Genomic DNA, 12,370 nt, shown 5'->3' on the forward strand with positions numbered 1-12,370 from the left:
GGCCGCGGGCCCGTGTGAGCGGCTGGCGTCAAGGGTCCCGTTTCGAGCAGAGAGAGTGAGATCGCGTGTACGCAATCGTGCGCAGCGGTGGTCGCCAGCACAAGGTGGCTGTCGGCGACATCGTCGAGGTTGACAAGCTTCCCACCAGCAAGGTGGGCGACACGGTCGAGCTCTCGACCCTGCTCGTTGTTGACGGCGACGCCGTGACCAGCGACCCGTGGGTGCTGGCCGGGATCAAGGTCCAGGCCGAGGTCGTGGACCACCACAAGGGCTCCAAGATCGACATCCTGCGGTACAAGAACAAGACCGGTTACCGCCGGCGCCAGGGCCACCGCCAGCAGTACACGGCGCTGAAGATCACCGGCATCCCCACGGCTGCGAAGTAAGGACTGAGAAGAGATGGCACACAAGAAGGGCGCATCGTCCACCCGGAACGGTCGCGACTCCAACGCTCAGCGGCTCGGCGTCAAGCGCTTCGGCGGCCAGATCGTCAGCGCCGGTGAGATCCTGGTCCGTCAGCGCGGCACCCACTTCCACCCGGGCACCGGTGTGGGCCGTGGTGGGGACGACACGCTGTTCGCCCTCGCCGCCGGTGCGGTCGAGTTCGGCACCCGTCGTGGTCGCAAGGTCGTGAACATCGTCCCGGCCGCCGAGTAATCTCCCGGCCCGGCGCGACTCAAGACACACCACCGAGGGCGGACCGCCCTTCCCGGAGCACACAGCCTCGGGAAGCCGGTCCGCCCTCGGTGCGTTGTACATCAGAACCTTCAGAACCCCACGCCAGTAACAAGCCAGCAGGAGGCACCCCGTATGACCACCTTCGTGGACCGCGTCGAGCTGCATGTCGCCGCGGGTAACGGAGGCCACGGCTGTGCCTCCGTGCATCGCGAGAAGTTCAAGCCGCTCGGCGGCCCGGACGGCGGCAACGGCGGCCGCGGCGGCGATGTGATCCTGGTCGTCGACCAGTCCGTCACCACGCTGCTCGAGTACCACCACTCCCCGCACCGCAAGGCCACCAACGGCAAGCCCGGCGAGGGCGGCAACCGGTCCGGCAAGGACGGCACGGACCTGATCCTGCCGGTTCCGGACGGCACCGTCGTCCAGGACAAGGACGGTAATGTGCTCGCCGACCTGGTCGGCCACGGGACGCGCTACATCGCCGCCCAGGGCGGCCGCGGCGGCCTGGGCAACGCCGCGCTCGCCTCGGCCCGCCGCAAGGCCCCCGGCTTCGCGCTGCTCGGCGAGCCCGGGCAGAGCGGGGACATCATCCTGGAGCTCAAGACCGTCGCGGACGTGGCCCTCGTCGGCTATCCCAGCGCCGGCAAGTCGTCCCTGATCTCCGTCCTCTCGGCCGCCAAGCCGAAGATCGCTGACTACCCCTTCACGACGCTGGTGCCCAACCTAGGGGTGGTGACGGCCGGTTCGACCGTCTACACCATCGCGGACGTCCCCGGGCTCATCCCGGGCGCCAGCCAGGGCAAGGGCCTTGGCCTGGAGTTCCTGCGGCACGTCGAGCGCTGCTCGGTGCTGGTGCACGTCCTGGACACGGCGACGCTGGAGTCCGAGCGCGATCCGGTGAGCGACCTCGACGTCATCGAGGCGGAGTTGGCGCAGTACGGCGGCGGGCTGGAGGACCGGCCGCGGATCGTCGTCCTGAACAAGGTCGACATCCCGGACGGCCAGGACCTGGCCGACATCATCCGGCCGGAGCTGGAAGCCCGCGGCTACCAGATCTTCGAGGTGTCCGCGGTCGCCCGCACCGGGCTGAAGGAGCTCTCGTACGCCCTCGCCGACATCGTCGCGAAGGCACGGGCGGCCAAGCCCAAGCAGGAGGCGACGCGGATCGTCATCCGTCCCAAGGCTGTGGACGACGCCGGCTTCACGGTGACGCGGGAGGACGACTTCTTCCGCGTACTCGGCGAGAAGCCGGAGCGCTGGGTGCGGCAGACCGACTTCGCCAACGACGAGGCGGTCGGCTATCTGGCGGACCGGCTCAATCGCCTCGGCGTCGAGGAGGAGCTGGTGAAGGCCGGCGCCCGTGCAGGCGACGAGGTCGTCATCGGCAGCGGCGACGACGCGGTCGTCTTCGACTGGGAGCCGTCGATGGCGGCGGGCGCCGAGATGCTCGGCAGGCGTGGCGAGGACCACCGCTTCGAGGCTCCGCGCCCAGCCGCGCAGCGCCGCCGCGAGCGCGAGGCCGAGCGGGCCGACGCGGCCCAGCAGGAGTACGAGGGCTTCGACCCCTTCGCGTAGCCCGCGCCTTCGGCGCGGTCCCGCCACCGGGCACACCGGGGCGCGCTGCCCCGGCACGACGACGCCGATACGACGACGGCGGCACGACGACGCCGGCACGACAACGGGCCGGAAGGTGATCCTCCCGGCCCGTTGTCGTACGTCTGCACCCGGGCGGAGCGCGCTACGCGTTGACCGCGTCCTCCGCCGCGCCGTCCGGCTCCAGCTCCCGCTCCTCCTCGGACATCTCGGCCTCCGCGGCGTCCATCCCCTCGCGCTGCACGGGAAGCTCCGAGGCCAGGCGGGAGGCCATCCGCTCGCGACGCTCGTCCGCCTTGGCGCACAGGGCGAGCACCGCCCCGTTGAAGCGCACCAGTGACGGCGGGTCCGACGGGCCCAGCAGGTGCTCCTTCAGCTCGGCGCGGGCAGTGGCCAGGGTGTCCTTCTCCGGGTTGCGTACCGCCTCCAGGAGCGCCGGGATGCCCTTCGCCTTGGGCTCGAGGATCGTCGCGGCGCGCACGGTCGGGTAGCCGGCGCGGAAGTCCTTCTCGCTCATCCCGCTGGTGTTCGCCACCGCGTACGGCTTCTCGCTGGTCAGGTAGTCGGAGACGACGCTCGACACATCGCTGATCAGCAGGTCCGCCTGGTTGAAGCAGCTGTAGATGCCCGGGCGGGCGGCGGTGATGATCTGGTGCTCCCACTCCGGGAAGGAGGCCCAGTACGCGGCCTCCCACGCCGCCGTCGCCTTGGCCACGGCCGCGGCGCGGTCCTTGTCCGGCGCGCTCTGCAGCATCATCCGCTCGATCTCGTCCGCTCCCGGGCGGAAGGCGGCGCGGGTGAGCCGGTCCAGCTCGGCGGTGCGGCGTGCCAGCTCGGCGGCGGCCTCGGCGTCCGGTCGGTCACCGCTGCGCTTGGCGTTGGCCTCGGCGATCATCGCCTTGATGCGCTCGTTGGCGCGGCCGGCGCGCGGGTCGACCGAGCCGGTCATCGGGTGCGGCTTGTAGAGCAGGCGGACCTTGGGGTCGGCGAGCAGTTGGCGGACGATGTTCTCGCCCGCCAGGATGACCGAGGTGTTGCCCGGGTCGTTGGTCCAGCCCTCCCAGGTGGGGGCGTACAGGACCGTGGTGAAGCCGTCCTTGGACGGTGCCCCGCCGTACGGCCGGATCGGGGCGAGCTGCGGGCGGCCCACCTCGACGACGTCCTTGTCCTCGACGCCGATGTCGGCGAGCTGGTAGCGCTCGCGCGCGGCCGGACCGGCGACCCACACCTCGTCGTACGCCTTCGCGTACGGGTTGCAGCTGGAGAGCTTGTCGCTCTCGCCGTGGTTGATGAACGCGTGCTTGATCGACGGGATGCGCAGCACCTGCGAGGTCTTGCCGGAGTTCGCCGGGTGCAGCAGCACCTTGAGCGTCGAGTGCTCCAGGTGCATCAGATGGGCGACCTTCGGGATGCACACGATCGGCACGTCCGTCGCCTCGATCTTCTGCACCATGAAGCGCTCACGGAGCACGATGATCGGCTTGCCGTCCAGGGCGGCGAGCGTCGACAGCCACATGTTGGCCTGGTACGCGGACGTGGTGCCGCCGGAGAAGTACATGCCGACGGTCGGCTGGTACTCGGCCAGCCAGGCGTCCAGCCACTCGAGCACCTTCCGCTCGTTCGTGGTCCGCTTGCGCGGGAGCAGCCAGGAGCCCAGGTAGGCGGTGCCGCAGACGGCCAGGGTCAGCGCCACGGCGAGCCCGGTGCCGCCCCAGCGCGCATCGCGGGTGAGGGCGGTGAGCAGCAGGCCGGCCGTGGCCGGTACGGAGAAGGTCAGCAGCCGGTGGCCGGGGCGGCGGGCCAGGAGGCGCGGCGGAGCGGGCGTGAGCCGCAGCGTGGAGGTGTCGATGTTGCGGGTGACGACCGGTACGGAGCGGTTGCGTCGCACCAGCACGGCGACCGCCTGGCAGAGGAAGTGCACCGCGTAGAGGGCGAGCAGCGCGATGGTCAGCGGTGACTGCTCGGCCAGCGGGTTGATGCCGTCTATCCGCAGGAGCCCGACCAGGATCAGCATGTCGCGCAGCAGCTGCCGTACCGTGACATCGAAGCGGATCTTGCTCAGCAGCGAGAGCAGGCCGGGCTGCTTGTGCGTGAGATACAGATCCAGCGCGAGGCCCGCCGCGGAGGCGGCGACGAAGATCGGTACGTTGGGCAGCAAGGCACCCGCAAGTTGGGCCGTGAAGGCCGCGAACATCGCGAGCAGCGCGGACAGCTGCACGATGCGGCGGGGGGCGAGTCCGGCAGATGGCACGGGCTGGGCTCCTGGCGGGGGGAGGCGTCGGATGGGGGAGGCGGCCGTGTGGGGCGGCCGGGCCCGCGCCGGAACCGCGGCAGACGATGGCGGCGCAGGTCGACCACTGACCGTATGACGTGTGCTGCCCAATGACAATCTTGGGCAGCACCGATCACCTTTAAATAGCACAAAAGGAGCGAACGGCGAGGCGTCGCGTGCCGTCCGCCGATCGAAACAGATCGGCGCCCGGACACGCTGCTGCCGTAGATTGCCAGGCGGAGAGCTCGATCGATCGGTGACCAGTGGGGACGCAGGTGTCAGGGGAAGCAGGCGCAGCAGGGGGACGGGACGGGGTCGCTACCGCCCGCAGGGTCGTGGTGAAGGTCGGCTCGTCCTCGTTGACGACCGCGGCCGGGGGCCTCGACGCCGACCGCGTCGACGCGCTCGTCGATGTGCTGGCCAAGGCCCGCAGCGGCGGCGAGAAGGAGATCGTGCTGGTCTCCTCCGGCGCCATCGCGGCCGGCCTCGCCCCGCTGGGGCTGCGCCGGCGGCCCCGGGACCTGGCCCGGCAGCAGGCCGCGGCCAGCATTGGCCAGGGGCTGCTGGTGGCCCGCTACACCGCCTCCTTCGCCCGCTACGGCGTCCGGGTCGGCCAGGTGCTGCTCACCTCCGACGACACCAGCCGCCGCGCCCACTACCGCAACGCCTGCCGCACCCTGGACCAGCTGCTGGCCATGGGCGCCTTCCCGATCGTCAACGAGAACGACACGGTCGCCACCGACGAGATCCGCTTCGGCGACAACGACCGGCTCGCCGCGATCGTGGCCCATCTCGTACGGGCGGACCTGCTCGTGCTGCTCTCGGACGTCGACGGCCTGTACGACGGCGACCCCAGCGTCCCCGGCACCTCCCGCATCGAGGAGGTCGTCGGCCCGCAGGACCTCGAAGGCGTCTCCATCGGCAGCGCGGGCAGCGCGGGCGTGGGCACCGGCGGCATGGTCACCAAGGTCGAGGCCGCCCGGATCGCCGCGGCGGCGGGGATCCCGGTGGTGCTCACCTCGGCCGTACACGCCGCCGACGCGCTCGCGGGCCGCACCACCGGCACGTACTTCCACCGCACCGGCCGCCGCTCCGCCGACCGGCTGCTGTGGCTCGCCCACGCCTCCACACCGCGCGGGGCGCTCACCCTCGACGACGGCGCCGTACGGGCGGTGGTCCACCGGCGTAGGTCCCTGCTGCCCGCCGGGATCGCGGGGGTCGAGGGCGAGTTCTCCGCCGGCGACCCGGTGGAGCTGCGCGACACCGAGGGGCGCGCCGTCGCCCGCGGACTGGTCAACTTCGACGCCAAGGAGATCCCGCTCCTGCTCGGCCGCTCCACCCGGGAACTGGCGCGCGAGCTGGGACCCGAGTACGAGCGCGAGGTCGTGCACGCGGACGACCTGGTGGTGCTGGGGCACTGAGGGCGCCCGCGGGGCGCCGGGTCCCCTGGCCGGGCCGGACGCCGCCGGCGAAGGGGGGCGTGTACTGCGCGGATCGGCGGAAAGTCCAGCCTTTCCATGGAGACCTTGCGGAAAACCGCCCGAAGGGCCTGCGCGGGCTGGTCAACTTTGATGCAGGGACGCCGCAGCGGGTCGGCGGACCGGGACGACCGCACCAGTGAGCTCCGCCCGCGGGCGAGTGGAGCGCAACGCATGTCAGGAGGCCACCGGTGGTACGAGGGCGAGGAAGCCCGGGGGCATCGCCCCGGGGCGGGGGCACCGCAACCGCGCGCAGTGGCCCCACTCACGCCCGAGGGGCAGCGGAGGAGAAGCGGGTACTGACCAGCGTCGGAACCGGCCGGGATGGCGCCGGCCCCGGCACCCGCTGGGAGCAGGGGCCTTCCGGCGAGGAGCGCGAGGCCTCCCGGCTCTGGCATGTCACGCTCAGCGTCTCGGGGGCCGAGGCTCCGCTGAAGGACGTCAGGCGGGCGCTGGAGAAGCTCGCTCACGACCATCCCTTTCTGCTGACCAGCCGCTACGCGAACGACCACGCCGAGATCCGCTACTGGGAGGAGGCGCGGGACCTGCACGACGCGGCCGCCGTGGCACTCCGGCTGTGGGGCGAGCACCGGTCGACGGCCAAGCTGCCGCCGTGGGAGATCGTGGGCCTGGAGGTCATCGACCGCGAGACCTACCACCAGCGCGTCGCGGCGGGCTACGGCCCGCCCCCTGCCTCCCCGGTGGGCGTCCACCCGTACTGACCGCCCGCGGGGGCCGCGCAGGCCCCCGCGGGCCGGTGGTCGTCTCGAAGAGCGGGATAATCGCCGGGACCGGGCCGGAGGCTCAGTACTCTTTGGGCATGAGCAGCGTCTTCCCCTCGCCCTTGGCCGATCCCACGCCGAAGTCCCCGGTCATCGCGGCCGCCTACCGGGCCCGCGCCGCGGCCGCCGACCTCGCACCGCTGCCGCGTTCGGTCAAGGACGACGCCCTGCTGGCGATCGCCGACGCCCTTGAGGTGCGTACCAAGGAGATCGTCGAGGCCAACGCCGAGGACGTCGAGCGCGCCCGCGCCGCCGGCACCAGCGAGGCGATCATCGACCGGCTCACCCTCACCCCCGAGCGGGTCCGGGCCATCGCCTCCGATGTGCGCGACGTGGTCGGCTTGCCCGACCCGGTGGGTGAGGTCGTGCGCGGATCCACGCTGCCCAACGGCATCGACCTGCGCCAGGTCCGGGTGCCGCTCGGTGTGGTCGGGATCATCTACGAGGCCCGGCCCAATGTCACCGTCGACGCAGCGGCCCTCTGCCTGAAGTCCGGCAACGCGGTCCTGCTGCGCGGCTCCTCCTCCGCGTACGCCTCGAACACCGCGCTGGTGCGGGTGCTGCGCGATGCCGTCGGCGGCGCCGGGCTGCCCGCCGACGCCGTGCAGCTCGTCCCGGGCGAGAGCCGCGACTCCGTCCGTGAGCTGATGCGCGCCCGCGGCATGGTGGACGTGCTCATTCCGCGCGGCGGTGCCTCTCTCATCCGCACGGTCGTCGAGGAGTCCACGGTTCCGGTCATCGAGACCGGCACCGGCAACTGCCATGTCTACATCGACGCCCAGGCCGATCTCGACATGGCCATCGACATCCTGATCAACTCCAAGGCTCAGCGCCCCAGCGTCTGCAACGCCGCCGAGACCCTCCTGGTCCACCAGGACATCGCCGACGAGTTCCTGCCGCGCGCCCTGGACGCGCTGGCCGAGGCCGGGGTGACCGTCCACGCCGACGAGCGCGTGCAGGCCCTCGCCGAGAAGGCCGGCACCAAGGCGACGGTCGTTCCCGCCACCGTGGAGGACTGGGAGACCGAGTACCTGTCGTACGACATCGCGGCCGCCGTGGTCGACTCCCTGGACGCCGCCGTCGCGCACATCCGGCTGTGGTCCTCCGGCCACACCGAGGCGATCGTCACCACCTCCCAGGCGGCCGCTCGCCGGTTCACCCAGTTGGTGGACTCCACCACCGTCGCCGTCAACGCCTCCACACGCTTCACGGACGGCGGCCAGTTCGGCTTCGGCGCCGAGATCGGTATCTCGACCCAGAAGCTGCACGCCCGCGGCCCGATGGGCCTGCCGGAGCTGACGTCGACCAAGTACGTGGTCACCGGCGACGGCCACGTACGGGACGGCAAGCAGCGCGCCTGCTGACCGCGGGCACACCTGCTTTTCCGCCCGTCCACCTGGTGATGAAGGCGGGCGGGCGGATTTCTCGCTCTCCCTGCCCAAACCCCGGGTCCGGCCGTACCCTGGACGGGTGCCGGACGACGTGGGGGGCAGGCCGTTCCCGGACGGCGACGAGCCCGACAGCCACAGCCACGGGGCAGCGGACGAAGAGTTCGCGACCGTGGTGTTCGACGAGGACTTCGTACGGTCCGCACAGATCCATGAGCCCACCGCGGTCGAGCGCCTCCATGCCGCCGCCCAGGCGCGCGCGGAAGCCGAGGCGGCCCGCGCCCGCGCTCGTGGCATACCGCCGGAGGACGAGCTCTACGACGACGGCTACGACCCCGACGGCGAGGCGGACCTCGACGACGAGTACAGCCCGGACGCCGACGGCTATGGCCCCTACGGGCGCTACGGCGGCGCGCTCGGCCCGTACCGCAGCCCCGCCCGCTGGCACCGCCCGGTCGCCTGGGTGCTCGCCGTGGCCATGGGCATCGGCATGGTCGCCCTCGCCTTCGCGGCCGTCTATCGCGGTGCGTCCAGCAGCCGCCCCAGCCCCGAGCCACCCCCCGCGACCAGCGGTGTCGACGTTCCCCCGGTGGGTCAGCCGGGGGCGCCCGGGTCCCTGCCCACGGCATCCGCCGACGCGGCGGCGCCCACCGCCTCCGCCGCGGCCTCGTCACGCTGACCGAGCCTGCCCTGACGATGATTGCTCGTCAGAAGTTGTCGTGTAGCAGCGCGTTTACCGGGCCGCCTTACGACCTACCCTGATGGTATGAAGGGGCCTGGAGACCCACCTGAGGGGACACCCGAGGGCGCCCCGGGAGGTGGGGACGACGAATACCGTTCCGTCGTCTTCGACGAGTCGTTCGTCCGGGCTGCCCGGCTCCAGGAATTCTCCGCCCAGGAACGGCTCGGCGATCACGCTCCCGCGGTCCGCAACCGTCGGCCATGGTCCCGCACCGGCGGCTCCCGCCAGGCGATCGTCCTGGTCATCCTGATAGCTGTGGCCTTCGCCACGGCCATCTACATGGGGGTGCGCCACCCCTACCAGCAGCCCGTCGCCCCGAGCCCCGAGCCGCTGCGGATGACCCTCATACCGTTGGCGCCGCGCGCTCCCGTGCCCGGCGCCCAGTCCGCCGACCTCTTCGATCACAGTCCCGCCGCCGAGTACCGGATCGGCGGCGAAGGCGTCACTCTCCCCGCCGCCCGCTCCACCCAGCACTTCTCCGACAGCCAGGTGCTGGCCGCGCTGGACGCCTCCAAGGACTACGTCGTCCGCTCCTCACTCGATCCCGGGGTGCTCACCGGCGGGGCCGTACGGTCCGTCCGCATACTGCTCGATCCCGGACAGCTCACCCAGTTCGACCGCAGTGTGGAGCGCCCCGCCGACGACGGCCGGCACGCCACCACCGGCTGGATGGTCCGCTTCGATCCGGCCCAGGTGGCCCTCGCCGACCCCAAGGTCCGGGTGAACGGAACCCTGGCCGTCTCCGAGGTCGCCCAGGACCAGCTGGAGGTCACCGCGGACCACACCTTCGTCTACGCGCTGCGCCGCGCGGACGCGCTGCACAGCCAGGACCACCGCGCCTCGCTGTACATGGTGCGCCGCGAGGTCCGCTTCCGCTTCGACCGTCAGGACCTGCGCCAGCACCAGCTCCAAGTCGTCCAGACGTATCAGCAGGCCGGCCCGCAGACCTGTGCCTCCGACAGCTCCAGCCATCTGCGGCCGCTGCTGGCCGGCGAGACCGCCAAGGCCGACGGACCGGCCGGGACCGACCCCTACCGGCCCGGGCGCCCGACCGCCTCGCTGTGCGGAGTGCTGGCTCCTAGCGCCCAGCCGAGTCTTCCGGTCCAGCTGAGCCGTCCGGGCCCGTAGACCCGCCGTCGGCCCCGTCACCGGGCCGTGACGGCCCGCTGGGGGGCCGGCCCGTGAAGCGCTCACGCAGCTTCTCACCGAAGTCGCTGGCGCCGTCCGCCAGATCCCGCACCAGCCCCATCAGGGGATCCTTGCTGCCCCGCACCGTCTCGGTGTAGTGGTTCGCGGACTCCTTGATCGAGTCCCGCACCGAGGTGTCCTTGTCCTCGTGCCTCCGCGGGTAGTGGCCGTCCAGGATCCGCTGGTAGTCGCGGCTCTCCGCCCAGCGCTTGAGCTCCGCCGACCGGACGGTGGTGAAGGGGTGGCTGCGCGGCAGCATGTTGAGGACCTTCAGTACGGAGTCGCGCAGGTCTCCGCTCGCCTCGTACTCCTCCGCCTGCGCCAGAAACGCGTCCACGTTCATCTCGTGCAGATGGTGGCCGCCCGCGAGCTTCATCAGGCCGCGCATGGACGCCTGCAGGTCCTGGCCGACCAGCAGCCCAGCCCGGTCCGCCGAGAGCTCCGACTTGCGGAACCACTCGCGCAGCGCCGTCACGATCGCCATCACGGCGACATTCCCGAGCGGGATCCAGGCGATCTTCAGGGCGAGATTCGTGAGGAACAGCAGGATCGTGCGGTAGACGGAGTGCCCGGACAGCGCGTGGCCGACCTCGTGGCCGACGACCGCCCGCATCTCCTCCTCGTCGAGCAGCTCGACCAGGCCCGTGGTCACCACGATGATCGGCTCGTCCAGGCCGATGCACATCGCCTGCGGACGCGGGTCCTGGGTGACGTACATCAGCGGGACCTTCTCCAGGTCCAGGATGTAGCAGGCGTCCCGCAGCATGGTGTACAGATGCGCGAACTGCTGGTCGCCGACACGTACCGAGTCGGACAGGTACAGCAGCCGCAGGGAACGCTCCGGCAGCAGGCCGCTGAGCGTCCGGAAGACGGTGTCGAAGCCGCTCAGCCTGCGCAGCGCGACCAGCGCGGAGCGGTCCGCGGGGTGCTCGTACGCCCGCGAGGAGATCCCCGGGAAGCGGATGCGGCTGCGGCCCGGTGTGTGCTCATGACGGTTCTCGGTCATCAAAGCCCCTTGTCGGCCCGGCTGAAACGCGCCCTGCGGACCCCAGCCTAGGCCCTGGTGTCGGCGCGGTTACGGTGGAGACATGTCGGACTTCACTGCCCAGCTGGCGGCCGTCGCGGCCCAAGGCGGCCCGGGTGTCCTGCTGCGTGTCGTCATCGTCGTCTCCGTCGTCGGCGTTGCGCTGCTCGCCTGGTTCCTGCTGCGCGGCTACGGCGGTCACGACCGGTAGGACACCGTAGGACCCCGTACGACCGGTTCAGGACCGGTAGGACGCGTGGAGTCGGCGTCAGGTTGCGTGCGGGCCCCGCATACGATGAGGGCGCTGACCCCTGTGACTTCAGCGACCATGCCCGACGACGACTTGGATAGGTCTGCCGACGATGAGTCTCCCCAGCACTGCCCACGCCCTGGTCACCCTCGCCGCAGAGGGCGGCGAACACGGTGGTGAGCACGCCAGCCTGAGCCCCTACCTCACCGGTGGCGGCGCGCTGTTCACGCTGCTGCTCCTGCTGTGGATCACCACCCGCTTCAACCGGGACCGCTGAGCCGGGGACGGTAGCCGACGGGCTCCCGGACCGGCCAAGTAGGCTCTGCACGCATGGGAGAGCAGGGAGGACCTGTGACCGGTCGGGCGAAGCGGCGCCTCGGCGTGATGGGCGGGACGTTCGACCCGATCCACCATGGCCACCTGGTCGCCGCGAGCGAGGTGGCGTCCTTGTTCCACCTCGACGAGGTGGTGTTCGTGCCGACGGGCCAGCCGTGGCAGAAGACCCACAGGAAGGTCTCGCCGGCCGAGGACCGCTACCTGATGACGGTCATCGCGACCGCCTCCAACCCGCAGTTCTCGGTGAGCCGGATCGACATCGACCGCGGCGGCAAGACGTACACGATCGACACCCTGCGGGATCTGCACGCCCTCAACCCGGAGGCCGAGCTCTTCTTCATCACCGGCGCCGACGCCCTCTCCCAGATTCTGGGCTGGCGTGATGCCGAGGAGCTGTTCTCGCTGGCGCACTTCATCGGCGTCACCCGGCCTGGGCATGTGCTCTCCGACCCGGGGCTGCCTGACGGCGGTGTCTCGCTGGTCGAGGTTCCGGCGCTGGCCATCTCGTCGACGGACTGCCGGGCGCGGGTAGCGGCCGGGGAGCCGGTCTGGTATCTGGTGCCGGACGGGGTGGTGCGCTACATCGACAAGCGAGGGCTGTACCGGGACGCGGATTAGAACGGGCACGGCAACGGAAGG

13 protein-coding genes are annotated in these 12,370 nt (G+C 71.4%); 11 read left to right on the plus strand and 2 right to left on the minus strand.

The annotated features are described in order from the left end of the window. The first annotated feature begins 65 nt into the window (after positions 1–65). From rplU to obgE, 3 genes are all read left to right on the plus strand, one after another. Entirely contained in the window at positions 66–386 is a 321-nt protein-coding gene (gene rplU, locus ACY34J_RS07830) for a 50S ribosomal protein L21 (protein WP_462725763.1), read from the plus strand. Between the two features lie 13 nt (positions 387–399). Further along, positions 400–657: a 50S ribosomal protein L27 gene (rpmA, locus tag ACY34J_RS07835; protein WP_462725762.1), complete on the plus strand. Its 258-nt coding sequence runs from the start codon at positions 400–402 to the stop codon at positions 655–657. A gap of 153 nt (positions 658–810) precedes the next feature. Continuing rightward, on the plus strand, positions 811–2,253 hold the full coding sequence (gene obgE / locus ACY34J_RS07840; protein ID WP_462725761.1) for a GTPase ObgE: 1,443 nt from the start codon (positions 811–813) through the stop codon (positions 2,251–2,253). Positions 2,254–2,416: 163 nt separating this feature from the next. Here the strand turns inward: obgE and ACY34J_RS07845 are convergent, their stop codons facing one another. Next, entirely contained in the window at positions 2,417–4,522 is a 2,106-nt protein-coding gene (locus ACY34J_RS07845) for a hypothetical protein (protein WP_462725760.1), read from the minus strand. Between the two features lie 296 nt (positions 4,523–4,818). Here ACY34J_RS07845 and proB point away from each other — a divergent pair, with 296 nt between their 5' ends. From proB to ACY34J_RS07870, 5 genes are all read left to right on the plus strand, one after another. After that, positions 4,819–5,964: a glutamate 5-kinase gene (proB, locus tag ACY34J_RS07850; RefSeq protein ID WP_462725759.1), complete on the plus strand. Its 1,146-nt coding sequence runs from the start codon at positions 4,819–4,821 to the stop codon at positions 5,962–5,964. A 248-nt stretch (positions 5,965–6,212) separates the two neighbouring features. Next, positions 6,213–6,743 carry a hypothetical protein gene (locus tag ACY34J_RS07855; protein WP_462725758.1) on the plus strand — a complete coding sequence of 177 codons (531 nt, stop codon included), beginning with the start codon at positions 6,213–6,215 and terminating at the stop codon, positions 6,741–6,743. A 98-nt stretch (positions 6,744–6,841) separates the two neighbouring features. Continuing rightward, on the plus strand, positions 6,842–8,167 hold the full coding sequence (locus ACY34J_RS07860) for a glutamate-5-semialdehyde dehydrogenase (protein WP_462725757.1): 1,326 nt from the start codon (positions 6,842–6,844) through the stop codon (positions 8,165–8,167). Positions 8,168–8,273: 106 nt separating this feature from the next. Next, positions 8,274–8,870: an SCO2584 family spore wall biosynthesis protein gene (locus tag ACY34J_RS07865; RefSeq protein ID WP_462725756.1), complete on the plus strand. Its 597-nt coding sequence runs from the start codon at positions 8,274–8,276 to the stop codon at positions 8,868–8,870. A gap of 87 nt (positions 8,871–8,957) precedes the next feature. Then, on the plus strand, positions 8,958–10,061 hold the full coding sequence (locus ACY34J_RS07870; RefSeq protein ID WP_462725755.1) for an SCO2583 family membrane protein: 1,104 nt from the start codon (positions 8,958–8,960) through the stop codon (positions 10,059–10,061). Here the strand turns inward: ACY34J_RS07870 and ACY34J_RS07875 are convergent. Next, entirely contained in the window at positions 10,012–11,127 is a 1,116-nt protein-coding gene (locus ACY34J_RS07875; protein ID WP_462725754.1) for a M48 family metallopeptidase, read from the minus strand. The two genes, ACY34J_RS07870 and ACY34J_RS07875, sit on opposite strands and share 50 nt — an antisense overlap. A gap of 82 nt (positions 11,128–11,209) precedes the next feature. Between ACY34J_RS07875 and ACY34J_RS07880 the strand changes: the two genes are divergently transcribed. The 3 genes from ACY34J_RS07880 (at position 11,210) to nadD (ending at position 12,349) form a co-directional block, all read left to right on the plus strand. Further along, on the plus strand, positions 11,210–11,356 hold the full coding sequence (locus ACY34J_RS07880) for a hypothetical protein (protein WP_462725753.1): 147 nt from the start codon (positions 11,210–11,212) through the stop codon (positions 11,354–11,356). Positions 11,357–11,507: 151 nt separating this feature from the next. Next, entirely contained in the window at positions 11,508–11,672 is a 165-nt protein-coding gene (locus ACY34J_RS07885) for a hypothetical protein (protein WP_462725752.1), read from the plus strand. Positions 11,673–11,725: 53 nt separating this feature from the next. Further along, positions 11,726–12,349, plus strand: a complete 624-nt coding sequence (gene nadD, locus ACY34J_RS07890; protein WP_462725751.1) for a nicotinate-nucleotide adenylyltransferase — start codon at positions 11,726–11,728, stop codon at positions 12,347–12,349. The last annotated feature ends 21 nt before the right edge of the window (positions 12,350–12,370 follow it).

Source organism: Streptomyces sp. HSS9-12 (assembly GCF_054963655.1).

Excerpts from the sequence above, each read along its gene's own strand:
- rpmA (WP_462725762.1), top strand. The coding sequence starts at position 400 with ATGGCACACAAGAAGGGCGCATCGTCCACCCGGAACGGTCGCGACTCC.
- obgE (WP_462725761.1), top strand. The coding sequence starts at position 811 with ATGACCACCTTCGTGGACCGCGTCGAGCTGCATGTCGCCGCGGGTAAC.
- ACY34J_RS07860 (WP_462725757.1), top strand. The coding sequence starts at position 6,842 with ATGAGCAGCGTCTTCCCCTCGCCCTTGGCCGATCCCACGCCGAAGTCC.
- ACY34J_RS07870 (WP_462725755.1), top strand. The coding sequence starts at position 8,958 with ATGAAGGGGCCTGGAGACCCACCTGAGGGGACACCCGAGGGCGCCCCG.
- ACY34J_RS07875 (WP_462725754.1), bottom strand. The coding sequence starts at position 11,127 with ATGACCGAGAACCGTCATGAGCACACACCGGGCCGCAGCCGCATCCGC.
- ACY34J_RS07880 (WP_462725753.1), top strand. The coding sequence starts at position 11,210 with ATGTCGGACTTCACTGCCCAGCTGGCGGCCGTCGCGGCCCAAGGCGGC.
- ACY34J_RS07885 (WP_462725752.1), top strand. The coding sequence starts at position 11,508 with ATGAGTCTCCCCAGCACTGCCCACGCCCTGGTCACCCTCGCCGCAGAG.
- nadD (WP_462725751.1), top strand. The coding sequence starts at position 11,726 with ATGGGAGAGCAGGGAGGACCTGTGACCGGTCGGGCGAAGCGGCGCCTC.